The 22,839-nt window shown below is 66.6% G+C and carries 19 protein-coding genes and 1 pseudogene; 9 read left to right on the top strand and 11 right to left on the bottom strand.

Translation table 11 applies throughout. The annotated features are described in order from the left end of the window. Window position 1 precedes the first annotated feature (1 nt). The 8 genes from QN315_RS12640 to QN315_RS12605 all read right to left on the bottom strand — a co-directional run bounded on the left by QN315_RS12640 (window position 2) and on the right by QN315_RS12605 (window position 10,107). Window positions 2-808, bottom strand: a complete 807-nt coding sequence (locus QN315_RS12640; protein WP_323989609.1) for an ABC transporter permease — start codon at window positions 806-808, stop codon at window positions 2-4. Beyond that, complete coding sequence (locus tag QN315_RS12635; RefSeq protein ID WP_323989608.1) at window positions 805-1,761, bottom strand: ABC transporter permease; 957 nt, start codon at window positions 1,759-1,761, stop codon at window positions 805-807. The genes QN315_RS12640 and QN315_RS12635 overlap by 4 nt, the downstream gene beginning before the upstream one ends. Next, complete coding sequence (locus QN315_RS12630) at window positions 1,758-3,263, bottom strand: ABC transporter substrate-binding protein (RefSeq protein ID WP_323989607.1); 1,506 nt, start codon at window positions 3,261-3,263, stop codon at window positions 1,758-1,760. The genes QN315_RS12635 and QN315_RS12630 overlap by 4 nt, the downstream gene beginning before the upstream one ends. 86 nt (window positions 3,264-3,349) lie before the next feature. Further along, window positions 3,350-4,018 (bottom strand): haloacid dehalogenase type II, encoded by a 669-nt coding sequence (locus QN315_RS12625; RefSeq protein WP_323989606.1) that lies wholly within the window; start codon window positions 4,016-4,018, stop codon window positions 3,350-3,352. Between the two features lie 116 nt (window positions 4,019-4,134). After that, complete coding sequence (locus QN315_RS12620) at window positions 4,135-4,881, bottom strand: HAD-IA family hydrolase (protein ID WP_323989604.1); 747 nt, start codon at window positions 4,879-4,881, stop codon at window positions 4,135-4,137. Between the two features lie 26 nt (window positions 4,882-4,907). Next, on the bottom strand, window positions 4,908-7,340 hold the full coding sequence (locus tag QN315_RS12615) for a TonB-dependent receptor domain-containing protein (RefSeq protein WP_323989603.1): 2,433 nt from the start codon (window positions 7,338-7,340) through the stop codon (window positions 4,908-4,910). Window positions 7,341-7,509: 169 nt separating this feature from the next. After that, on the bottom strand, window positions 7,510-8,580 hold the full coding sequence (locus QN315_RS12610; RefSeq protein WP_323989601.1) for a tartrate dehydrogenase: 1,071 nt from the start codon (window positions 8,578-8,580) through the stop codon (window positions 7,510-7,512). 48 nt (window positions 8,581-8,628) lie between these two features. Then, a complete protein-coding gene (locus QN315_RS12605; protein ID WP_323989600.1) occupies window positions 8,629-10,107 on the bottom strand; it encodes an aldehyde dehydrogenase family protein in 1,479 nt (492 codons plus the stop codon). Between the two features lie 223 nt (window positions 10,108-10,330). Between QN315_RS12605 and QN315_RS12600 the strand changes: the two genes are divergently transcribed. The 7 genes from QN315_RS12600 to QN315_RS12570 all read left to right on the top strand — a co-directional run bounded on the left by QN315_RS12600 (window position 10,331) and on the right by QN315_RS12570 (window position 17,649). Then, window positions 10,331-11,713, top strand: coding sequence for an aminotransferase class III-fold pyridoxal phosphate-dependent enzyme (locus QN315_RS12600; protein ID WP_323989599.1), 1,383 nt, complete (start codon window positions 10,331-10,333; stop codon window positions 11,711-11,713). A gap of 41 nt (window positions 11,714-11,754) precedes the next feature. After that, complete coding sequence (locus QN315_RS12595; protein ID WP_323989597.1) at window positions 11,755-12,057, top strand: (2Fe-2S)-binding protein; 303 nt, start codon at window positions 11,755-11,757, stop codon at window positions 12,055-12,057. Next, window positions 12,039-13,409: an FAD/NAD(P)-binding oxidoreductase gene (locus QN315_RS12590; RefSeq protein WP_323989595.1), complete on the top strand. Its 1,371-nt coding sequence runs from the start codon at window positions 12,039-12,041 to the stop codon at window positions 13,407-13,409. Before QN315_RS12595 ends, QN315_RS12590 begins: the two co-directional genes overlap by 19 nt. Beyond that, a complete protein-coding gene (locus tag QN315_RS12585) occupies window positions 13,406-14,569 on the top strand; it encodes an FAD-binding oxidoreductase (RefSeq protein ID WP_176639752.1) in 1,164 nt (387 codons plus the stop codon). Before QN315_RS12590 ends, QN315_RS12585 begins: the two co-directional genes overlap by 4 nt. Before the next feature lie 5 nt (window positions 14,570-14,574). Next, on the top strand, window positions 14,575-15,975 hold the full coding sequence (locus tag QN315_RS12580) for an MFS transporter (protein WP_323993467.1): 1,401 nt from the start codon (window positions 14,575-14,577) through the stop codon (window positions 15,973-15,975). Continuing rightward, window positions 15,972-17,243: an FAD-binding oxidoreductase gene (locus QN315_RS12575; protein ID WP_323989593.1), complete on the top strand. Its 1,272-nt coding sequence runs from the start codon at window positions 15,972-15,974 to the stop codon at window positions 17,241-17,243. The genes QN315_RS12580 and QN315_RS12575 overlap by 4 nt, the downstream gene beginning before the upstream one ends. Window positions 17,244-17,361: 118 nt before the next feature. Further along, window positions 17,362-17,649 (top strand): YciI family protein, encoded by a 288-nt coding sequence (locus QN315_RS12570; RefSeq protein WP_176639755.1) that lies wholly within the window; start codon window positions 17,362-17,364, stop codon window positions 17,647-17,649. A 6-nt stretch (window positions 17,650-17,655) separates the two neighbouring features. Here QN315_RS12570 and QN315_RS12565 read toward each other — a convergent pair. From QN315_RS12565 to QN315_RS12555, 3 genes and pseudogenes are all read right to left on the bottom strand, one after another. Beyond that, window positions 17,656-17,883: pseudogene (locus QN315_RS12565) on the bottom strand (IS5/IS1182 family transposase); the annotation flags it as partial. A 188-nt stretch (window positions 17,884-18,071) separates the two neighbouring features. After that, window positions 18,072-18,230 (bottom strand): hypothetical protein, encoded by a 159-nt coding sequence (locus QN315_RS19600; RefSeq protein WP_408904515.1) that lies wholly within the window; start codon window positions 18,228-18,230, stop codon window positions 18,072-18,074. A gap of 55 nt (window positions 18,231-18,285) precedes the next feature. Further along, entirely contained in the window at window positions 18,286-19,602 is a 1,317-nt protein-coding gene (locus QN315_RS12555; RefSeq protein ID WP_323989592.1) for a PLP-dependent aminotransferase family protein, read from the bottom strand. 130 nt (window positions 19,603-19,732) lie between these two features. Here QN315_RS12555 and QN315_RS12550 point away from each other — a divergent pair, with 130 nt between their 5' ends. Further along, the gene (locus QN315_RS12550) at window positions 19,733-22,036 is read left to right on the top strand and encodes a TonB-dependent receptor domain-containing protein (protein ID WP_323989590.1); all 2,304 of its coding nucleotides are present in this window, start codon (window positions 19,733-19,735) and stop codon (window positions 22,034-22,036) included. 14 nt (window positions 22,037-22,050) lie between these two features. Then, window positions 22,051-22,839: a deaminated glutathione amidase gene (locus QN315_RS12545; protein ID WP_323989588.1), complete on the top strand. Its 789-nt coding sequence runs from the start codon at window positions 22,051-22,053 to the stop codon at window positions 22,837-22,839.

Raw genomic sequence — 22,839 nt, 5'->3', positions numbered from 1 at the left:
CTCAGCGCCTCCGTCCGGTGGAATCGAGCGCGAGATTGATGCCGATCGTCAGAACGGCAATGGCGAGTGTCGGCGCGATCATCGCATAGGCGCCATAGACCACGCCCAGCAGGTTTTCCCGTACCATGGACCCCAGATCGACCCCCGGCGGCTGGACCCCGATGCCGAGGAAGCTGAGATTGCTCAGCAGCAGCACCGCGTAGATGAAGCGCAGCCCGACATCGGCCAGCATCGGGCCGGCCATGTTGGGCAGGATTTCGTGCAGGATGATATAGGCCCGCCCCTCGCCCCGCGCCCGCGCCACGGTGACGAAATCCAGCCTGGCGATCCGCTGGGCCAGGGCGCGGCTGGTCCGGTAGGCGCCGGGCATGTAGATCACCGCCATGGTCAGGACCAGCGTCGGTACCGAACTGCCGAACGCGGCGATGACCAGCAGGGCCAGCAGCAGGCTGGGAATCGACAGCAACCCGTCCACCAGCCGGCCGGCCAGCATTTCCAGCCAGGGACGGGAGATCACCGTCGCGATCCCGACGAACGCGCCCGCCAGGCAGGACAGCAGGGTCGAGGCCAGGCACAGCAGCACCGTGTGCCGCGTGCCGTCCAGCAGCCGGGCCAGCGTATCGCGCCCCAGATAGTCGGTGCCCAGCGGATGCGCCCGGGACGCGCCGGCGAACACCGTGCCGCTGACGGCCTGCCCGGTATCATAGGGCGTGAGCATCGGGCCGATGATCGCCACGACCAGCCAGAAGCCGATGACGGCCAGCGCCCGTTCGCGCCCGGCGGCGAGGCGGCGCAACGGGCCGGTCATGGCGCGCGCCGCCCCGGCAGGGTGGCGATGGTCACGATGTCGGCCAGCGTGGTCAGCACCAGATAGGCCAGGCAGAAGACCAGGGCGCAGGCCTGCACCGTCGGCACGTCGCGCGCGGTGACGGCATCGACCATCAGCCCCGCGACGCCCGGATAGGCGAAGACGGCCTCGATCACCACCACCCCGCCCAGCAGCGAGGACAGGCTGAGCGCCACCGCGTTCACCACCGGCCCCACGGCATTCGGCAGCGCATGCACCACGACCAGCCGCACCGGCCCCACGCCCTTCAGCCGCGCCATCTCGACATAGGGGGCGGACAGCGTGTCCACCATCGCCGCGCGGGTCATGCGCACCATCTGCGCCAGCGTCACCAGGGCGAGACTGGCCACCGGCATGAAGAACGCGCGCAGGAACTGCCACAGCGTATGCACGCCGCCGATATCCGACAGGGCGGGCAGCAGGTGCAGCCGGGTCGCGAACACGAACACCGCCAGCGTGGCGATGACGAATTCCGGCACCGACACCAGCCCCAGCGTCAGGACGGTTACGCCGCGATCGTACAGCGTGTCCTGCCAGACCGCCGCCGTAATGCCCAGCAGCAGCGACACCGGCACGGCCAGCAGCGCCGACGCCCCGGCCAGCAGCAGCGAATTGTGCAGCCGAGGCCGCAGCATGTCCGCCACCGGCAGGCCGTTCAGCAGCGACCGGCCGAAATCGCCGTGCAGCAAGCCGCCCAGCCACAGGACGAACCGCAACGGCGCGGGCCGGTCCAGATGCAGGCTGTGCCGCAGGGCCTGCACGGACTGGGGCGTGGCGCTCTGCCCCAGCACGCTGTCCGTCGCGTCGCCCGGCAGCAGGCTGGTGATGGCGAACACGGCCACCACGACGAAGACCAGCGACAGCGCCGCCGTCGCGAAGCGGCGCCCGACCAGCGGGACCAGAGCGCGCCTCACGCCCCGCCCCCGTCCAGCCAGACGAAGCGGGCGAAATCGTAGCCCATCAGTTGTCCGGCCTGGCTGGGACGCAGGCCGCGGACATGGGGTGCGTACCCGTCCAGGCTGGTGGTGAAATTGGGGATGCAGACGCCCGAACCGCCCTTGATCATCGCCTGCATGTCGCCGTACAATTGACGGCGCCGCGCGTCGTCGCGCGTAGCGCGGGCTTCGGCCAGCATGGCGTCGAAACGCGGGTCGCGCCAGCGGGATTCGTTCCAGGGCGACGCGCTGGCGAAGCCCATTTCGAAGATCAGGCTGGGCGCGGGACGCGGATTGACGTTGCCGAACCCGAACGGCGTCTTCATCCAATATTGCGTCCAGTAGCCGTCGGCCGGCACGCGCCGGACCGCCAGGTCCTGGCCGATGCGGCGCGCGGCATATTGCAGCAGCACCGCGATATCCACCGATCCCAGCGCGGCCGGCGAACAGACCAGCGGGATGCGTTCGCCCAGGAATCCGCCGCGCCGCAGCAGAAAACGGGCGCGATCCGGGTCATGGACCGCCGGGGGCAGGTCATGGTTGCAATAGGGGCTTTCCGGAGCGATCGGCTGGTCGTTGCCCAGGCGGGAATAGCCCAGGAAGACCGAACGGCGGATCTGCTCGCGGTCCAGCAGGCACTTGATCGCCTCGACGAGGCCCGGCGCGCGCGCCAGCGGCGTATCCAGCCGGATCGCCAGGTCGGTATAGGTCCCGACCGGACTTTCCATCAGCCCGAAGCCGCCCACCTGCACCATGCGCACCAGCCGCGGATTGACCGAGGCGATCAGGTCGACATCGCCCGACATCAGCGCGTTGTGACGCGCCATCTCGTCGGGAATGGCGATCAGTTCGATGCTGTCCACGAACGGCCCGTCGCCCCAGAACGCCGCGTTGCGCCGCCCTAGCGTGCGGATGCCGGGCACGAATTCGGCGCAGGTAAAGGGCCCGGTGCCGTTCGCCGTCTCGAAACGCCCCGTGCCGTCACGGATGATGGCGAAATTGCTCATGGCCAGGATGGCGGGAAAATCGACGTTCGGCGCCGTCAGCACGATCTCGACGTCGCGCGGGCCGGTCGCGCGGATCGTGTCCATGGTCTGCGCCAGCATATATTGCTGCGCGCCGACCGAGGGAATCTTGTGCCGGGCCAGCGAGAAGACGACGTCGGCGGCGCCCAGCGGCGCCCCGTCATGGAAGCGCACGTCCCGCCGCAGCCGTATGTGCCAGGTCGTCAGGTCGTCGCTCTCGATGGTCTCGGCCAGCGCCGGATGCACGACCAGCGCGTCGTCCAGCGCCGTCAGCCCGTCGTAGAACATGTGGCCGCGCACATAGTCCGTCGCCATCGACAGCCGGGCCGGATCCAGCGTTTCCGCCGTCGATCCCACCGCCCCCGCGACGCGCAGATGGCCGCCGCGCACCGGAGCGGCGACTGGAACGGCGCTTGGGACGGCGCCCCGCGCCCCGCCCGTCGCCAGGCCGGCCATGGCGGCGCCCCCGCCGCCCAGCACGGCCCGCCGGGGGATCGCGCCGGCTCGGCCGCCGACCGGTGCTGTCTGGCGCGGGTCCAGGGTTACAGTCCGACGACGGCAGGCAGGCCGCCGATATCCGTGATCTCGGTATAGCCATAGGCCGGCGTGGACGGCTCATGGCCGCGCGCCACGAAGACCTTGTGGGTGATGCCCAGGTCCCGTGCGGTCATCAGGTCGTAGCGCAGCGACGAGGAGACGTGCAGCACGTCCTGCGGCCCGCAGCCAAGCTGGTCGAACATATATTCGAAAGCGCGCATGCGCGGCTTGTAGGCCTGCGCGTCCTCGGCGGTGTAGACGCGGTGGAACGGCGCGCCCAGCAGCCGAACATTGTCATGGATCTGCCGGTTGTCGGCATTCGACAGGATCACCAGCGGGATCTCGCGGGCGATCCTTTGCAGCGGCTCGGTGACGTCCGGCCACGGGCCCCAGGTGGGCACCGCGTCATAGAAACGGTTGGCGACGTCGGCGTCGAAGCGGATGCCCCAGCGGCGGCAGGTCCGCTCCACCGCGTTCATCACCACATAGCGATAGGGCTTCCAGGCGCCCAGGACCTCGTCGAGCCGATAGCCCGCGAAATCGGCGCAGAACCGGGTCATCTCCTCTTCCGGGACCTGATCCGCGAACAGGGTGCGGGCCAGGTCGCTCATCCGGAAGCGGGTCAGCGTGCCGTAGCAGTCGAAGGTGATGTATTTCGGCCGGAAGACAGACATGACTCTCTCTCTTTCTCTTCGGTTTCTCTTAGGTGGGCTTTCTCCACTCCATCACGGACGGCACGGTCGGATCATCCGAAACGGCCGCCGGCACAGAGTTTCCTGCCGAATGACTTTCAGATCATAGCAGGATCGCCTGCACCCGGCGTCTTCATCACCAGCCCCCCGCGATCGGCCAGGTCGGCCAGTTCGGCCATGCTGTGGAAATGATAGTCGGGCGCGGTCAGCGCCTCGACCGCGACGGTGCCGCCGAAACCGCCGCCCGCCGCCTTGCGCCGCTCGATCCAGCAGACGGTGTAGCCCAGCGCGCGCGCCACGCCGATATCATGGAACTGGCTCTGCGCCACGTGCAGCACATCCGCCTTGACGAACCCGGCGGGGGCGAGCTTCGCCAGCGCACGATCGAAGAAGGCCGGATCCGGCTTCTCGCATCTTGCGTCATCCACGGTGACGGTGTCGAAGAACGGCATGCCGAGCGTCTTCTCCATGCCGGCGAAGGCCCAGCGCCGCGCATTCGTCATCGCCACCAGCCGGAAATGCCGTGACAGGCGCGCCAGGGCCTCGACCGAGTCGGCAAAGGCCGGCCAGTCATGCGCCGCCGCGACGAAGCGTCGTGCCGCCTCATTGCCGGCCGGGAGGCTGAAGCGGGGCGCCAGTTCGTGATAGATCGGCTCCAGGTCCTCGGGGAACAGGCGCTTGTCCGGCCGGTTCCGCATGCCGCGATAGGCCGTCAGGAAGGATTCGAAGTCCAGCGGCGGCGCGTCCGGGCCGCGCAGGGCACGCAGGGAGTCATGCATGCCCCGTTCGAAATCGATCAGCGTGCCGACGACGTCGAAGGTCAGGACCCGGGGTGTGCGTGTCATGGACTTGGCTTTCGCGATGACGGGTTTCAGAACCCGGTGGTGAGGGACAGCACGCCGGCGAAGCCGCCGCCGACATAATAGGTCGGCGCGCTGCCGGCGATGCTGGACCCGAAGACGCCGCGCACCGTCTTGGCATTCGTGCTCAGGCCGCTGACACCGGACAGGAAACCGTTATTGCCGATATTGAGCAGATTGAGCTGGATCTGCGGATGTTTCAGATAGCCGAAGGAGCGGAAACGATAGCCCATGTTCAGGTTGAACGTCTCGAAGGACGGCACCGTCTCGTCATCCATGAAGGTCGAATATTGCTTGCTGACGTAGTTCATGTTGAACGCGCCGAACAGGCTGCCGTCATCGTAGGACAGGCCGACGGCGACCGTCGCCTTGGGGCTCTTGACCGCGATCTTGCCGGCGGTCGGCACATAGTCGCCGCCGACCTGCAGGTTGTTGTCCGTCGTCGCATGCAGATACTGGGCCGAGACATAGGGGCTGACATGATGCCACGGCCGCAGGCCCAGCTCGATCTGCGCGCCGCGCGCCGTCTGGCCGCCGCCATCGATCGATTCCGTGACCGGAATGCCGCTGGCATAGGTCGTCGTATTGATCTGCCGGTTGGTGAAATTATAGTTGAACAGCGCCAGCGCCAGATTGACCAGGCCGTAATGGCGATAGCCGATTTCCTCGCCGATCGCATATTCGGGCTTGGGGTCGACGGCGTGCGCGCGAGTCAGCGCGCCGGTCGAGACGCTGAAACGGTCGGCATAGGACATGATCGAGGCCGGCAGGCGGAAGGACGTCGTGCCGTTGACGTAGACCATGTCGTGCGGCGTCAGCCTGTAGCTGACGGCGACCTGCGGCAGCGGCGCGGCCTCGCTTTCGCCATTGCGGTAGGTCGCGCCGGGAATGTTCTGCGTTTCGGTCCGCGTCACCATGGTTTCCTTGAACCCGGCCGTGAGCGTCAGCCGGTCGCCCAGGGCCCTGTAGGTGTCGTTGATGAACAGTGAATTCGTCTGCTGGACCAGGTGGATGTCATATTGCGACAGCGGCACGCCGCTCTGCGTCAGGATCGGCCACTGGCCGTACATGCTGGAGACCTGCCCCTGGGGCCCCAGCGCCTCGTACAACGAGGGCTCGGACTGGTCGAAATAGGCATACCAGTAGCCGATGGCCAGCGTGTTGTGTCCCGATGTCCAGGACAGCGTATTGTTCAGGCCGCTGTAGTACAGATTGTAGGTATCGATCGAAATCGCGGGGATGGTCGGCCCCGCCTGGGCACCCGGCACCTGCAGCACGCCGGCCGGCTGGTTGCCGTAATAGCTGGCCGTGCGCGACAGGTTGGTGCCGCCATTGTCGTAGCCGGTGGCGTAGGTGAAATAGGGCGTGGTGTTGAAGCGCAGCCCGCCGCCGAGATCGAGGCTGACGGGCGCGCCAAGGATCACGGTGCGGTGCACGTTCTCCTCGAGCTTGTAATAGGCCGAATTTCCGGTCGTGTATGTGTCGGCATAGTTGTAGTTCACGCCGTACCGGTTCCATTGCGCGCGGGTCGGCGCGCGCAGGTAGTATTGCAGCGGGTCGTTGTAGGACAGCACGAATTCGGCACGGTTGCCGTGCCCCCATTCCTTCAGGATCTTGCCGTCCACGTGATAGCGGCGGGTCTGGCCGACGCCGCGCCATTCATCCGCCTCGCGATAGGAAAAAGACAGGAAGGAACGGATGCCGGTATGGCCGATCTCGCCGCTGTCCAGCCGGACGAATTCCCGCTTCAGGCTGAAGGAGCCGTAGGACGCATTGACCAGGCCGCCGAAATTCTCGGACGGATCGCGCAGCCTTTCCGTCAGTTCGCCGCCCACCGCGTTGTAGAGCGGCGAGGTGATGTCGGGCGAGCCCTGGGTCAATTCGATGCTCTGAATATTCTCGTTGTCAGCGGTCGACGAGGTATAGGGCAGCAGATAGACCGGTGCCGCGGTCGGAATCCCTTCGTACAGATAGCCGATTTCCGTCTGGTCCAGACCGCGCACCGACAGGCCCTGCTGGTCGTCATTGGTGCCCAGCGGATCGTTGCCCGAATAGACCACGCCCGGCAGGCTGGCGACCATCGCGACGGGGTTGGAGGTCGGGCTTTGCTTGGCGATGAAATCGCGCGTCAGGCCGCTGCGCGACTTGGCGACCGTCTGCGGCGGCATCAATCCGCCGCCCGGGGTGGTGTTCGTCACCCCGGTGGCCGAGGCGATCCCGGCGCGGACCGTGATGTCCTCGCCCGCCCGGGCCTGCATGCCGCGCGGACGGCTGGCCTGCTTGGCCGGAGATGGCTGCCGGGGATGGGATGTCGCGCTCGCCGCCCAGCCGGCATGGGCCGACAGCAGCGTGGACAGCGACAGAACGGCCAGGCGCCCCCCTGCCGTCAGGCGCCGCCGGACGCAAGGCCCCGGAAGAACGGACGATGTTCTGGAATATGCCATGTCGGACTCCATCTGCGGGAGACGGGGTGCCGCTTCACACCAGCCCCGGCCGCGTTGCGTTTTCTCCTGACAGGCCATTCGTTACACATCCGGGTCAGAGCATTCTGTCGATTGTCCCACCGTGACGGCAGATGATTTCGTTCTTTGAACGAAATGCGCAGGATGCGCCCTATGAGGCCGGCAGCGCCGCCGCGATGGCGTCGCCAAGGTCCGCCGTCTTTGCGCTGCCGCCCATGTCGGGCGTGCGCGGCGCGTCCGCCCGTTCCAGCACGGCCGACAGGGCGCGCAGGATCATGCTGCCGGCCTCGGCCTCGCCCAGATGGTCGAGCATCATCGCCGCCGCCCAGATCTGGCCGATCGGATTGGCGATCGCCTGTCCGTAGATGTCGGGCGCCGAGCCATGCACCGGCTCGAACATCGACGGATAAGCCTTCTCGGGGTTGATGTTGGCGGACGGCGCCACCGCGATGGTTCCGGTCATGCCCGGCCCCAGGTCGGACAGGATATCGCCGAACAGGTTGCTGCCGACCACCACGTCGAACCGTTCGGGCGACATGACGAAGCGCGCTGCCAGGATGTCGATATGGTACTGGTCGGTCCGCACGTCGGGATAGTCCCGGCCGATCGCCGCGAACCGCTCGTCCCAATACGGCATGGAATGGAACAGGCCGTTGGACTTGGTGGCCGAGGTCACGTGCGGCCGGCCCAGGCCGCGCGCCAGCTCGAACGCATAGCGCAGGATCCGGTCGGTACCGTGGCGGGTAAAGATGGCGGTCTGCGCGACGCCTTCGGCCGGGGTGCCTTCCGCGAAGCGGCCTCCGATCCGGGAATATTCGCCTTCGACATTTTCCCGCACGATCCAGAAATCGACGTCGCCCGGTTTCTTGTCCGCCAGCGGGCAGGGAATGCCGGGCAGCAGGCGCACCGGGCGCAGATTGACGTACTGGTCGAATTCCCGGCGAATCTTCAGCAGCATCCCCCAGAGCGACAGATGGTCCGGCACGCCCGGATATCCCACCGCGCCCAGCAGGATCGCGTCGTTCTGCGCCAGTTGCGCCATGCCGTCATCGGGCATCATGCGCCCGGTCTTCAGCCAGGTCTCGCAGCTCCAGTCGAAATGGCGGAAGGCGAAACCGATGCCGCATAATTGCCCCACGCGCTTTAGGACCTTCAGCGCCTCGGGCATGACCTCCTTGCCGATGCCGTCGCCGGGCAGCACGGCGATCGAGTATGTCGTCATGATTTCTGATCCTTGTCCCTGTGCCGGCGCCCGCTCGCAGACGGACTCTCAATCCTCGAAGGCCATCAGTACGCTCTTGTGCCGCAGATTGGCCTCGACCGCCTGGCGGCCCAGATCCTTGCCGATGCCCGATCCGCCGAACCCGCCGGTCGGAATGACGAAATCCGCCGACCGGCCATAGCGGTTCACCCAGACCGTCCCGGCCTTCAGGCCGCGCACCGCCCGCATGGCGCGGCCCAGGCTGGCGGTATGCACCCCGGCGGCCAGCCCATAGGTCGGATGCGACGCCAGGGCCAGGGCCTCGTCCTCGTCATCGAATGTCTGCACGGTCAGGACCGGGCCGAACAATTCGTCGCGCACCGCTGGGGTTTCGCCGGTCACGCCGTCCAGGATGCAGGGCGACAGGAACACGCCGCCCCCGCCCTCCAGCCGGGCCAGCGGGGCCAGCGCCCGGGCGCCGCCGGCCAGGCTGCGCGTCACCGCATCCTCGATTCCGGCGGCCTGGCGGGCCGAGATGATCGGCGAATAGCGCGTGGCGCCGTCCTCCAGCCGACCGGCGCGCAGCAGGGCGGCGCGGGCGGCGATGCCGTCCAGCAGCGCGTCGCGCACCCCGCGCTGGACCAGCAGACGCGATCCCGCCACGCAGACCTGTCCCGCATTGCCGGTAAAGGCCCGCAGGATACGCTCGGCCACGGCGCCGACGTCGCGGATATCGTCATAGACGATCTGCGGGCTCTTGCCGCCCAGTTCCAGCGTTACCGGCTTCGGCCCGCTTTCCGCCGCCGCCTTCATGACGGCGATGCCGGTACGGGTCGAGCCGGTGAAGGTCAGCTTGCCGCAGGCGGGGTGGCGGGCCAGCGCGTCGCCCGTCACCGTGCCGTTGCCCTGCACGACGTTGAACAGGCCCGCCGGCACCCCGGCCTCGACCGCCAGGCGGGCCAGCATGACGATCGAAAACGGCGTCATCTCGGACGGTTTCAGCACGACGCCGTTGCCCGCCACCAGTGCCGGCACCACTTTCCAACTGCCCATGACCAGGGGGAAGTTCCACGGCGCGATCGCGCCGACCACGCCGTACGGCTCGGCCATCACCATGCCCAGCAGGTCGGTCTGCGTGGCCGCCACCTCGCCGCCCAGCTTGTCTGCATATTCGGCGAAAAAACGGATGCCCTCGGCCGTGAACGGCACGTCCCAGCCCGCCGTCTCGGCGACCGGCCGGGTGGAGCATACCGTCTCCAGCCGGGCCAGCTCCGCGGCATGGTCCTCGACCAGCCGTGCCCAGCGCCGCATCACCCGCGCGCGCTCGCGCGGCGGGCGATCGGCCCAGCCGCTGGCGCGCTGCACGTCCCGCGCCAGCCGCACCGCGCGATCGACCGTGCCCGCGTCCGCTTCCGGCAGCGCGCCCAGCAGGCGGCCATCCGACGGCGCATTGACCGGCAGCACGCCCGCCCCGCCGATCAGCTCTCCGCCGATGAAATGTCCCCAGGGCAGCGTGACCGAAGCAGGATCGAAACTCAATGCCGACATGAAACAACCACCTTGCGGAGCGTGGGCAAACCGTATCCGGCGCGACACTGCGCCCGGCGTCGCGGCGGGCGCAAACGGCAAAACGCGCGCCGCGCAAATTCGGAGATCTGTGCTTTTCCGGCCGCGATTACGGTATTTTCTGCTCTGGGATCCGGCGTTTCTTGCAGGACATGCCACACGTTCCGGACGATGATTGTCGTCCTGATCCCGACAGGATACCGCCATGGATACCGCGCGCCTCATTTCGCTCGACCGCGAGCATCTGATCCATCCCGTCTCGTCCTGGCGCGGCCACGAGGCGGCCGGTGCCACCATCCTGGAGTCCGGCAAGGGCGCGTGGCTGACGGACAGCGAGGGGCGGCGCCTGCTGGACGGGTTCGCCGGCCTGTGGTGCGTCAATACCGGCTATGGCTGCGACAGCGTGATCGAGGCGGGACGCAGGCAGCTTGAAAAACTTCCTTATGCCACGGGGTATTTCGGATTCTCCTGCGAACCGGCGATCGAGCTGGCCGCCCGCCTGACCCGCCATGCGCCGGGCACGCTGAATCGGATCTATTTCTCGCTGGGCGGGTCGGACGCGGTGGACGGCACGCTGCGCTTCATCCGCTATTACCAGAACGCACGCGGCATGCCGCAGAAACGGCACGTGATCGGGCTGGAGAAGGGCTATCACGGCTCGTCCTTCGCCGGGTCGGGCCTGACGGCGCTGCCGGTGTTCCACCGCGACGCGGACGTGCCCCTGCCGTGGCAGCACCATCTTCCCAGCCCCGATCCCTATCGCCATCCCGCCGGGCCGGATGGCGAGGCGATCATCCATGCATCGGTCCAGGCGCTGCACGATATGGTCGCGTCGCTCGGCGGCCCGGACCAGGTGGCCGCGTTCTACTGCGAACTGGTGCAGGGGTCCGGCGGGGTGATCGTCCCGCCGGACGGATGGGCGCGCGCGATGCAGACCGCCTGCCGCGAGTTGGACATCCTGTTCGTCGTCGACGAGGTGATCACCGGCTTCGGCCGCACCGGCCCGCTCTTCGCCTGCGCGCATGAAGGGCTGGAGCCCGACATGATGACCGTCGCCAAGGGCCTGACCGCGGGCTATGCCCCTATGGGCGGCGTGTTCCTGTCCGATGCGGTGTACGAGACCATCCGCGACAACACGCCCCCAGGGGTCGCCATCGGCCACGGGCAGACCTACAGCGCCCATCCGGTCAGCGCGGCGATCGGCCTGGCGGTGCTGGACCTCTATGAGGGCGGCCTGCTGGACAATGGCGTGGCGGCGGGGCGCCACCTGGCCGCCAGGCTGGCGGGACTGGGCAACCATCCGCTGGTCGGCGCCACACGCGCCAAGGGCATGCTGGCGGGCATCGAACTGGTGACGGACAAGGCGGCGAAGGCGAAGCCGGACCCGAAACTGGGCATCGCAGGAAAACTGGGGCGCTACGGCTACGAACAGGGTATCCTGTACCGGGCCTTCGCCGATGACGTGATCGGCCTGGCGCCGCCGCTCTGCTGCAGCACGGATGAGATCGACATCCTGTGCGACGGGATTGTCGCGGTCCTGGACCGCGTGATGCGGGACCCCCAGGTCGCGGACGCCATGCGGGGGTGACGGCGCCTTTTTCCGCTTCCTCCATCCGGATAAGAGGGATCATGCAGGTTCAGTTCCGACGTGTCGCCGAAACGGGGCGCAGGACCATCGCGCTGGTCATCGACGGCCGGGCGGTCGAGGCATGCGAGGGCGATACCCTGCTGGTGGCCATGCTGACCAACACCACGCGCCTGCGGCAGAACGAGTTCGACCACCGGCCGCGCGCCGGGTTCTGCCTGATGGGCGCCTGCCAGGATTGCTGGGTCTGGACCGAGGACGGCGAACAGTTGCGCGCCTGCTCGACCACGGCGCAGGACGGCATGCGCATCCGCACGCAGGAGGCCGCATGGACGACCGGCCAGTAATCGTCGTCGGCACCGGGCCGGCCGGCACCCGCGCGGCGCAGCGCCTGGTCCGCGCCGGCCTGCGGCCCATCGTGCTGGACGAAAGCGACCGGCAGGGCGGGCAGATCTATCGCCGCCAGCCACCGGGATTCACCCGGCCGGCGGCGCGCCTGTACGGCACCGAAGCCGGAAAGGCAACGGCGCTGCATAGGGATTTCGAAGCCCTTCTCCCTGATATCGACTATCGCCCCGGCACGACCGCCTGGGGCGTTTCGGGCGACGTGCTGCTGGCCAGCCGGGGCAGCGCGGTATCGGAACTGTCCTTTTCCGCCGTCATCATCGCGTCGGGGGCGACCGACCGCATCATGCCGTGCCCCGGCTGGACGATTCCGGGCGTCTTTTCGCTGGGCGGCGCGCAGATCGCGCTGAAGGCCCAGGCCTGCGCCATCGGCGCGCGGCCGGTCTTCATGGGCACCGGACCGCTGCTCTATCTGGTCGCGTGGCAATATCTGAAGGCCGGCGTGCCGCCCGTCGCGGTCCTGGACACCAGTTCGTACGCCGACCGGCTGCGCGGCCTGCGGCAGATGGCGGCGCGCCCGCGTGTGCTGGCAAACGGCCTGCGTTACCTGGCCGACCTGCGGCGCGCCGGCGTGATGCTGCGCACCGCCATCCGCCCCGAACGCATCGAGGATGACGGCGGCACGGTCGGCGGCATCGCCTGGCGGACCGTGCGAGGCACGCTGCAGCGCGCCGCCTGCGACGCGGTGGGCGTCGGCTACGGGCTGCGTTCGGAAAGCCAACTGGCCGACCTTCTGAAGTGCGATTTCGCCTTCGACTCCGTCTCGGCCCAATGGGCGCCGGTGATCGACGGGTTCGGCCGGACGTCCAACCGCCAGGTCTACCTGGCCGGCGACGGCGCCGTCCTGCGCGGCGCGGACGGGGCCGAGGCTGCCGGAACGCTGGCTGCCTGCGCCCTGCTGCTGGATCGGGACCACCCCGTCGCGGCCGCCGAGATCGCCGCCCTGCAACAGCGCGTGGCGGTCATGGACCGGTTCCGCCAGGGGTTGGGCCGCGCCTTCCCCTGGCCGGCCCACCTGGCCGGCGCCCTGCCGGACGAGACGATCGTCTGCCGGTGCGAAAACATCACGGCAGGCGAGATCAGGCACGCCGCGCAGGCGCTGGACGCCCCGGACATCAACCGCGCCAAGGCGCTGGTCCGGCCGGGCATGGGCCGCTGCCAGGGGCGGATGTGCGGATTGGCGGCAGCGGAAATCCTGGCCCATGCACGCGGGGTGCCGGCGGAGCAGGTCGGGCGCATCCGCACGGCAGCGCCCGTCAAGCCGCTGCCGCTCGACAGCAGGATCGTGCCATGAGCCGCGCTCTGTCCGCCGCGCCGCGCCGTGCCGACGTCGTGATCGTCGGCGGCGGCTTCATGGGGGCGGCGACCGCCTTCTTCCTGCGCCGGCACGGCCTGTCCGTGATTCTGCTGGAACGCGACCTGATCGGCCAGGCGGCCAGCGGCGTGAATTTCGGCAATGTCCGCCGCCAGGGCCGCTTTCTGCCGCAATTGCCCCTGTCCAACCTGTCGCGCGACCTGTGGGGGCGCCTGCCGGAACTGATCGGCGAGGATGCGGAATTCCTGCCTTCGGGGCATATCCGCGTCGCCTTTACCGAGGACAACGCCGCCCGCCTGGAACGCTACGCTGCCGATTGCCGGCCCTATGGGCTGGAACTGGAGCTGCTCAGCGGCAATGCCGCGCGGGCCCGCTTTCCCATGCTGGCGCCCGACGTGCATACCGTCTCGTTCTCGCCCGCGGACGGCCACGCGAATCCGCGCCTGGCCGCACCCGCCTTCGGCCGGGCGGCCAGGCGCGCCGGCGCGCACGTGCTGGAAGAAACCGAAGTCACCGGCATCGGCAAGGACGGCGAGGATTTCGTCATCGAGACACGCGGACAGGGCGTCTTTCGCGCCCCGCTGCTGCAGATTTCCACGGGCGCCTGGGCGCAGGCCATGGCCGCGACCTTCGGCGATCATCTGCGCCTGATTCCGCGCGGACCGCAGATGGGCGTGACCGAACCGGTGCCCTATCGGATCGGGCCGGTCATCGGCTTCGCCTCCGACGTGACCGAGGAAGGCGTCTATCTGCGCCAGGTGGCGCGCGGCAACATCGTCTTCGGCGGCGGCAGGCGGACCGACGCCAACCTGGTGACGAAGCGCGCGCCGCTGGACCCGCTGAACACGATCCGCCAGATGCCGCACCTGGCGCGGCTGCTGCCGGACATCGCGCGGCTGCGGGTGATCCGCACCTGGTCGGGGGTGGAAGCCTATCTGGACGACGACATCCCGGTGATGGGCCCCAGTGCCGGGGTGGCCGGGCTGTTCTACGCCTTCGGCTTCTGCGGACATGGATTCCAGCTTGGCCCGGGGGTCGGCCACGCCATGGCGGAACTGATCGCGACCGGAAAAACCAGTGTGCCGATCGACGCCTTTCATATCGGCCGCTTCCGCGGTCCGGACCGGCCGAACGTTTGAACAGCATGGCGGCCGCCTCCTGCCCTTCCGCCCCTGGCCCATCCGCCCCTGGCCCGATGCGCACGCTGGACGACCTGCCGCCGACGCCCTTTCACGCGCGGCTGGCGGCGGTCGCGGCGGGCGGCCCGTTCTGCGACGGCTATATCCTCGGCATCGTCGGCATCGCTCTTCCCAGCCTGGCACAGGACCGGCATCTGTCCAGCGGCGGCATCGGCCTGGTCGGCGCCTCGGCCCTGCTGGGGGTACTGGCGGGTGGCACGCTGGGCGGGGTGGTGGCCGACCGGCTGGGGCGCAAGCCGCTCTTCACCCTCAATATCGCGGCCTTTGTCGTCCTTTCGCTGCTGCAGGCCGCCTGCCCGGACCTGGCGACGCTGGTCCTGCTGCGCTTCCTCCTGGGAGTGGCGGTCGGGGCGGACTATCCGATCGCCACCGCCTATGTGACCGAATTCATGCCCCGCGCCTGGCGCGGCCCGATCCTGTCGGGCCTGATCCTGTCCTGGTGGGTGGGCTATACCGCCAGCTATGCCGTCGGCTATCTGCTGTCGCTGCTGGGGGACGATTTCTGGCGCGCCGGCCTCGCCTCCAGCGCCGTACCGGCGTTGCTGCTGTTCCTGATGCGGGCCGGACTGCCGGAATCCCCTCGCTGGCTGGCCCAGCAGGGCCGGATCGAAGAGGCGCGCGCCGTCGTCCGCCGCCATCTGCGCGCGGATCTTCCGCTGGGGCAGGAAAGCCAGGGCGCCCTGTCGGTGATGCAGATCCTGCGTTCGCGCTATCGCGGGCCCCTGCTGTTCGTCAGCGCCTTCTGGATCCTGCAGAGCGCGCCGGGCTTTGCCATCCATACGCTCCAGGCGCAGTTGCTGACGCAATATCACGTGCCGGGCGCGCTGCTGGGATCGTTTATCCTGACCGGCCTGACCGTGCTGGGGATCCTGCCGGTCTCGCTGGGGCTGATCAACCGGGTCGGCCGGCGACCGCTGCTGATGAGCACGTTCGCCGTCAGCCTGGCGGGCCTGCTGCTGCTGGGCGCCGCCCCAGCCCCGGCGGAATGGGCGGTGTTCCTGGGCTTCACCCTCTATTCGGTCGCCGAGGCCGCCGGATCGGGCCTGCAGTTCGTCTATCCGAACGAACTGTTCCCGACCGCCATCCGCGCCACCGCCATGGGCCTGGCCTGCTCGTTCAGCCGGCTGGGCGCCGCGTTCGGCACGTTCCTGCTACCCGTCGGCTATGCCCGGTTCGGCATGCAGGCGATGATGCTGGTCGCCGCGGGCTGCATGCTGCTCGGCCTGCTGATCAGTTGGCGCTGGGCGCCGGAGACCACGGGTCTGCGCCTGGACGATACACCCCAGCCCCCGGCGCACCTTGCCGCCGGTTCCCTTTCCGACCTGCCCGAGCGGACTACGCGATGAAACTCACTTCCTACTGGCTCGACACCGCCGCGTCCCCCCAGGGAACGCCGCATGACGCCTTTCCCTCGACCGCGGACGCGGTGGTGGTGGGCGGTGGCTTCACCGGTCTGTCCGCCGCGCATGCTCTGGCGACGCGCGGCCTGTCGGTCGTGGTGCTGGAAGCCGACATGATTGCCTGCCATGCCTCGGGCCGCAATGGCGGGCATGTCAATAACGGCACGGCCGGCAGCTTCCAGGCATTGGCCGCGACCCATGGGCTGGACCATGCGGTCGCGCTGTACCGCTTCTTCGACGACGCCGTGGACACGGTGGAACGCCTGGTGGCCGACGCGGCACTGGAATGCGATTTTCGCCGCTGCGGCAAGCTGAAAGTCGCCTGGACCGCCAAGCATCGCGAGGCCCTGCGCGCCGACCAGGTGGCACTGGCGCGACACGCCGACCCGCAGACGGATTTTCTCGATCGCGACGCGGTGGCGGCGGAAATCGGCACCCCCGCGTTCCAGGGCGGCATTCTCTACCGCAAGAGCGCGCAGATGCATGTCGGCCGCTTCGGAGCCGGGCTGGCGCGGGCGGCCATGGCAGCGGGGGCGCGGATCTTCGAGCATACGCCGATGACCGCCTTGCGCCGGACCGCTGGGGGCCACGAGATCGTGACCGCGCTGGGCGCGATCCGGACCCGGAAGGTGCTGCTGGCCACCGGTACCAGTCGCCGGGCACCGAACTGGTTCCGCCGCCGGATCATGCCGGTGGGCAGTTTCATCGTCGCCACGGCCCCCCTGCCGGACGCGCTGCTGGCGCATATCCTGCCGGGCCGTCGGAATGTCGTTACCACGCGCAATATCCATAATTATTTCCGCACCACCGCCGACGGCCGCCTGATCTTCGGCGGACGCGCCAATTTCTCGCAATCCAGCGCGGCGTCGGACGTCAAATGCGGGCAGATCCTGCATCGCGCGATGACCGAGATCTTTCCGGCGCTGCAGGACACGCCCGTCGCCTATTGCTGGGGCGGGAACGTGGATATGAGCGTCGATCGCCTGCCCCATGCCGGCGAATGGGAGGGGATTTATTACGCCATGGGCCTCAGTGGCCATGGCGTGCAGATGTCGGTCCATCTGGGACAATTGCTGGGCCGGAAGCTCGCCGGAGAGACGGTCGCGATCCCGATCTGGAATGCGCCATGGCACAAGATCCCGGCCTATGGCATTGCCGCTTCCCTTATGCCGGCCGTCGGCCTGTATTACCGGATCAAGGATCGTCTCGCCTGACGATCGAGGGCGGCGCCAAAGGCGCGCATCCCTCTCGGCGCGAGGCAAAGCCATCCGGACTTGGCACTTCCCCCGTATCGGCGCATCCTTGCCGGCAAACAGAGGGAGGAACCCGTCCATGTTCATCGTCAGCCTGAGCTACCGGAAGCCGGTCGAGGAAATCGAGGCGCAGATCGTACCGCATCGGGACTATCTGGACCGCTATTATGCCGAAGGGATCTTCCTTGCCTCCGGCGCAAAGACTCCGCGCACGGGCGGCGTCATCCTTGCCAGCGGGAAAGTCTCACGCGAGCGGCTGGACGCCATTCTGGCCGAAGACCCGTTCCACCTGCTTGGCATCGCGGACTATGAGATTATCGAATTCTCGCCGACGAAATACGTCCCGGCGCTCGAGGGTCTTCTCTGACGTTCGGGGCGACCCGCCGGAAGCGAAAAGCGCTTGCCTCCGGCCACCGCCTCGGAAATCGGCCTCCGCATTACGGCGGCCATCGCCGCCGGGTGGTTCGATATCATCTTTGCGGCGAAAGCTTTTCATACCGGCCCAGGCATCGATCAGGGTGCCGTCGACCGAAAAATACTCGCTGGACAGAAGCTGCCTGACCCGTTGCTGCTCCAGGATAGCAGCGAGAAACTTGCCCGCGGGCGGCGTTCGTAACGGCGTGCTATGTTGGTCGAGGTCCAGGTCGCGTCGATGAACACCAGACGCTCCGGATCAAGCTCGGGCTGGGCGTCGAACCAGTCCCGCCGTCGGGTCAGGATGTCCGGATGGTTCTGCTCCGCCGCATGGTCGGACTTTTTCCATGTAGTCTGATGGCGCGCGAAGAAGCGTCACAGCGTGCCGATCACGAAGTGATACCCGTCATCGGCCAGCCGGGCACGAATCTCGGCTAGCGTCGGGTTGTGCTTCTCGGCGATCAGGGCATGGATCCGCCCGGCTTGCGCCTCGATTCTGTGTGACAGGCGATCCCCCTCGCAAGGGCACACCAACGAATGGCACGCGCCGGGCTGACGCCGAACCGATCGGCTGCCTGGCGGCGCCCTCCTATCGCAGTCCGGCGAACACCAGCCGACTTGCGAGCCATTCTTGATCTGAGATCAACCGGGAAAACGAAAGTCGGATATGCGGAGCACCACCAACGGAACATTTTTTGCCGCCTGTCACCCGAATGCCGTCGGATGCCAAGGTTGCCAGTGCATCCACTTCATTCACCACCGGCAACCAGAGACTGAACCCGCCCCCGCCGCCGACATCGATGCCATGATTCGCGAGGGCATCAGCCAATGCACGCCGACGCATACCATAGACATGTCGTGCCCGGGCAATGGTCGCACAGGTTTCGGTATCAGTCAGCATCCACGCGGCTGCAGACTGAAGCAGACGGCTTGTCCAGCCCGCTCCAAAGCTTCGGAATGCCTGCAGTTCCCGGATGATACGGGCCGACGCCGAGATGACGCCAATTCGCAGATCCGGTCCAAGGCTCTTTGACAATGAGCGGACGTGGATCGTTTGCTCCGGTCGCCAGACACCCAGGCTTGCGGCCGTTTTGTCGGCCAACCCGGATAACGCGTCGTCCTCGATAATCCAAGTCGCTGGCGCGTCTGCCATGGATACGGCAAGTTCCGCCGCCCTTGCCGCCGAAATCGCGCGTCCGGTGATCGCATTCAGGCCGGGTTGCAGATAAAATGCCGTCGCGCCTCGCCCGAGTGCGGCTTGCAGTGAATCAGGCAGTGGGCCCTCCTCGTCGCTCCGGACCGGCACAATGAGAGCGCTGAGATGATCAAGAATATCGAGCACGCGCATAGGTGCCGGGTCCTCTACGGCGACCATGGAGCCGGGGGGGATAAGCGCATGCATCACATCGTGTACCCCACCATAGCCCCCGTTGCAGGCCATGAAATCCTCTGGCGTATAGGGCCAGGTGTCCGACGCGATCGCCCGCAATGCACCAATGATCGTCTCGTCTTCGTAGGCGTTAAGGTTCGGCGTCCGTCCAACCAATGAAAACGCCCGATCCAACGACGGCAGCAGGCTCAGGTCGGGCGTGTAGCTGGTCAGATCGAACGACGCCTTGCTCAGGCCCACGCTCGCCGTCCGGCGAACCGGGTGTGGAACGATCGATGTTCCGGTCACAAACATGCCAGACCGTCCGCGCCCCTCGATCAGGTTGCGCCGGCGCAGTTCTCCCCAAGCGATCGAAACTGTCGCCGGGCTGACGCCAAGAGCAAAGGCCAGCTTTCGGATCGGCGGCAAATTCGTGCCGACCGGGAGCATGCCGGACTGGATCAGGGCCGCGACCTGCCGGGACAACCCGCGGATCGACCGATCATGCAAGCGAGCGACGAACCATTGAGATTCCACGATACATACCTGTGATTATCGAATTTATTGTACAATAACGTAATAACATTTGTCGGATTGGTCGATAGGGGCCTTAATCATTTCGAACGAAATTCGTTCATGTCCCTTCTCTGCATTTCGGACGACGCCCATGATTCCTGTCCGTATTCCTTCGTTTGGCCGACGCATCGGCGCGCGAATGCTGCTGTGCGGCACGATGCTACAGGTCTGTCCGGCGTCGATCGCGGCCGCACGACGCGCGCCCCCTCATGCATCCACGCGCCATGCGATATCGTCGGCCCGCAATATCCATCAAGCACGTCCGGAGGCCATGACCGTCACCGGCACGCGTCGGTTCAACTTCGCCCACGCACAGAGAGAAGCAGACTCCACGACGCATATCTCCGCCGAGACATTACGCGATCGCCATGTCGTGGCGGTCACGGACCTGCAGAATCTCGCGCCCAATCTGACGGTCCAGTCGCTCAAGGGCACGCAAAGCATCAATTACCATCTGCGCGGCGTCGGCCTCGACGATTACTATGAGAACAACGTGTCCTCGGTCATGGTCTATGTGGACGATGTGGCGTACCCGTTCAGTTCCATGACGGACGGGATGATGTTCGATATCGCCGACGTCGGCATCGCCCCAGGGCCAACGGGCTTCACGCACGGTATGCCTGACAGCGGTGGCGAAGTATCACTCCATAGCGCCGATCCGACCTCGACATGGCATGGCGGCGCATCTGAAGATATCGCAAGCTACGCGCGCTCAATTACCAACGGTTATATCTCCGGACCGATCGCGCGCAATCTCACGTTCCGCCTCGCCGGCCAGACAATCCAGGGCGGTGGTTGGCAGTACGATCCGAGCAACGGCGCGCATCTCGGCGATCAGGATCAGTCCGCGCTGCTCGGCAAGCTGCGCTGGACTCCTGATTCCCGCACGTCCATCCAGATCGGCGGTCACTGGACGCGGGACAATTCGGAGCTGGTCAATGGCAAGCCGGTCATCAATCTCGATCCGTCATGGCAGCACTATCCGAACCTGTCCGGCTATCGGCAGACCGCCTGGGACATGCGGCCCGATTTCGCGAAGCTCGTCGGGCGCCCCGATACGCTCAAGCCGTCGGAACATAATATCTTCTGGGGTGCGGACGTCCGCATCGGCCATGATTTCGGTTTCGCAAAACTCGATACGATCTCCGCTTTTGAAACCGAGCGACAGGGCGAATATTCGGACGAGGATGGAACGGCACTCGCAACCGGCGACGTCTATCGCAACGTGGACGCCAACGCGTTTTCGCAGGAAGTGAAGCTGACATCGGCAGACGGCCATCCGCTCCACTGGGTGATCGGCGCGTATTATGCCCGGTCACGCATGGCGCAGCAATTCTTCTCGAATTTCACGGATTACAAGGGCCGCGGCTATATTTCCCAAAGTTCCTACGATCAGAATCAGCAGGCTTTCTCGCAATACGCCAATCTGGAGTATCGTCTGACGCACACCATCACCTTGATCGGCGGCCTCAACCACATGTCGGACGACCGGCAACTCCTGAACTATCGTACCATTCAATACGGGCATAGCAATCTTGCCTTCGTTCCCGAGGGCGCGTTGACCAACCAGATCGGCGGCCTCCTGGGTATCCAGGACCAGTTCACCGAACATTTTCAGGGCTATTTCAAGGTCAGCAAAGGCTTCAAGCCCGGTGGCTTTGCCGCCAACAACACCGTCGCGCAAGCCCAGCTCAATGCATTCAAGCCGGAATCCCTCGTAGCCTACGAACTTGGCTTCAAGAGCGACCCGTTACCCGGCAAGCTGCGCCTGAACGGCGCTGCCTTCTATTACGATTATCACAACCAGCAGGTCGTCTCGAGCTTTCTGCTCACAGATTACGGACCGCTCGGCACCTACGTGAATGTACCACGTTCCAACATCTGGGGCATCGAATTCAGCGCCGATGCCCGTCCGCTGGCCCATGTCTACCTCAACGGCAACATGGGATACGAACGAGGCACCTACACGACGTTCGATGCCCTCAACACCCCGGCCACAAACGCTTATCATGCCGCGACCGGCGTCTATCGCGCCTTCTATACCGATTACAGCGGAACGGATCTTGGCATTCCAAAGCTCACGATGACAGGATCTGCCGCCTATCGCACTGATCTGACAGCGGACCTGACCGGCGAATTGGGCGTGAACGGCAATTATCGCGATTCCCAGGCCATGATGATCGGGGGCACGGGTGCCTATCGACTTCCTTCGTATTTCCTGATGGGTGCCTATGCCACGGTCGCCAGCAAAGCGCATGGCTGGAGTGCGACCGTCTATGCAACCAACCTGCTCGATCGCCACTACAGCGTCACCTCCTCATCCGAGAGTACGACCTACCAGCATGTACCCGGCGCTCCGCGTTTCATCGGCGGTCGTCTGAGCTACGGCTTCTGAAAAAGGAAGACATCATGAAAGTTGCTCTGGGACAGTTCGCCGTTGCCGCAGACTGGCATACCAATCAGGCGGCCTGCCTGAAGCTGATCGCGCGCGCGAAATCGGGCGGCGCGGACCTGCTGGTCCTGCCCGAAGGCATCCTCGCACGCGACATCAACGACCCGGAGATCATGCCCAAGACGGCGCAGCCGCTCGATGGTCCATTCATGGCCGGACTGTGCGCGGCTTCCGAAGGCATTACGGTGATGGGCTGCGTCAACGTGCCGGACGGGGAGGGTCGTTTTTACAACACGCTCGTCGTTCTGCGCGACGGCAACATCATCGCGCGCTATCGCAAGATCCATCTCTATGACGCATTCGGCGCGCGTGAGTCCGATCGCACGGCACCGGGCCACAGCCTCCCCCCGGTGATCGAGATCGGGGGGCTCAAGGTCGGCGTCATGACCTGTTACGATGTTCGCTTCCCCGAAGTCGCACGCGCGCTCGCCGCGGCAGGCGCCGAAGTAATCGCCATGCCGGCAGCGTGGATACGCGGCCCGGGCAAGGAGCACCACTGGCGCGTCCTCAACACGGCGCGTGCGCTGGACAACACCTGTTATGTCGTGGCGGTCGGTGAATGCGGCGTGCGAAACTGTGGCGCCAGCATGGTGGTCGACCCGCTGGGTGTCGTGACGCTCGATCTTGGTGAGGCTCCGGCGCTCGGTTTCTGCGACCTCGACCCTGCGCGCATCGCGCATGCCCGGAAAGTGCTGCCCGTGCTCGAGAACCGGCGCTTTGCCAACCCGATCCTGCGCTCGGCCTGA

It is taken from the genome of Nguyenibacter sp. L1 (assembly GCF_035199985.1).
GTDB lineage: Bacteria > Pseudomonadota > Alphaproteobacteria > Acetobacterales > Acetobacteraceae > Gluconacetobacter > Gluconacetobacter vanlangensis.
This window is presented reverse-complemented; position numbering and strand designations above follow the sequence as displayed.

Excerpts from the sequence above, each read along its gene's own strand:
- QN315_RS12625 (WP_323989606.1), bottom strand. The coding sequence starts at position 4,018 with ATGTCTGTCTTCCGGCCGAAATACATCACCTTCGACTGCTACGGCACG.
- QN315_RS12600 (WP_323989599.1), top strand. The coding sequence starts at position 10,331 with ATGGATACCGCGCGCCTCATTTCGCTCGACCGCGAGCATCTGATCCAT.
- QN315_RS12620 (WP_323989604.1), bottom strand. The coding sequence starts at position 4,881 with ATGACACGCACACCCCGGGTCCTGACCTTCGACGTCGTCGGCACGCTG.
- QN315_RS12590 (WP_323989595.1), top strand. The coding sequence starts at position 12,039 with ATGGACGACCGGCCAGTAATCGTCGTCGGCACCGGGCCGGCCGGCACC.
- QN315_RS12640 (WP_323989609.1), bottom strand. The coding sequence starts at position 808 with ATGACCGGCCCGTTGCGCCGCCTCGCCGCCGGGCGCGAACGGGCGCTG.
- QN315_RS12550 (WP_323989590.1), top strand. The coding sequence starts at position 19,733 with ATGATTCCTGTCCGTATTCCTTCGTTTGGCCGACGCATCGGCGCGCGA.
- QN315_RS12570 (WP_176639755.1), top strand. The coding sequence starts at position 17,362 with ATGTTCATCGTCAGCCTGAGCTACCGGAAGCCGGTCGAGGAAATCGAG.
- QN315_RS12545 (WP_323989588.1), top strand. The coding sequence starts at position 22,051 with ATGAAAGTTGCTCTGGGACAGTTCGCCGTTGCCGCAGACTGGCATACC.
- QN315_RS12585 (WP_176639752.1), top strand. The coding sequence starts at position 13,406 with ATGAGCCGCGCTCTGTCCGCCGCGCCGCGCCGTGCCGACGTCGTGATC.
- QN315_RS12630 (WP_323989607.1), bottom strand. The coding sequence starts at position 3,263 with ATGGCCGGCCTGGCGACGGGCGGGGCGCGGGGCGCCGTCCCAAGCGCC.
- QN315_RS12605 (WP_323989600.1), bottom strand. The coding sequence starts at position 10,107 with ATGTCGGCATTGAGTTTCGATCCTGCTTCGGTCACGCTGCCCTGGGGA.
- QN315_RS12575 (WP_323989593.1), top strand. The coding sequence starts at position 15,972 with ATGAAACTCACTTCCTACTGGCTCGACACCGCCGCGTCCCCCCAGGGA.
- QN315_RS12580 (WP_323993467.1), top strand. The coding sequence starts at position 14,575 with ATGGCGGCCGCCTCCTGCCCTTCCGCCCCTGGCCCATCCGCCCCTGGC.
- QN315_RS12610 (WP_323989601.1), bottom strand. The coding sequence starts at position 8,580 with ATGACGACATACTCGATCGCCGTGCTGCCCGGCGACGGCATCGGCAAG.
- QN315_RS12595 (WP_323989597.1), top strand. The coding sequence starts at position 11,755 with ATGCAGGTTCAGTTCCGACGTGTCGCCGAAACGGGGCGCAGGACCATC.
- QN315_RS12615 (WP_323989603.1), bottom strand. The coding sequence starts at position 7,340 with ATGGCATATTCCAGAACATCGTCCGTTCTTCCGGGGCCTTGCGTCCGG.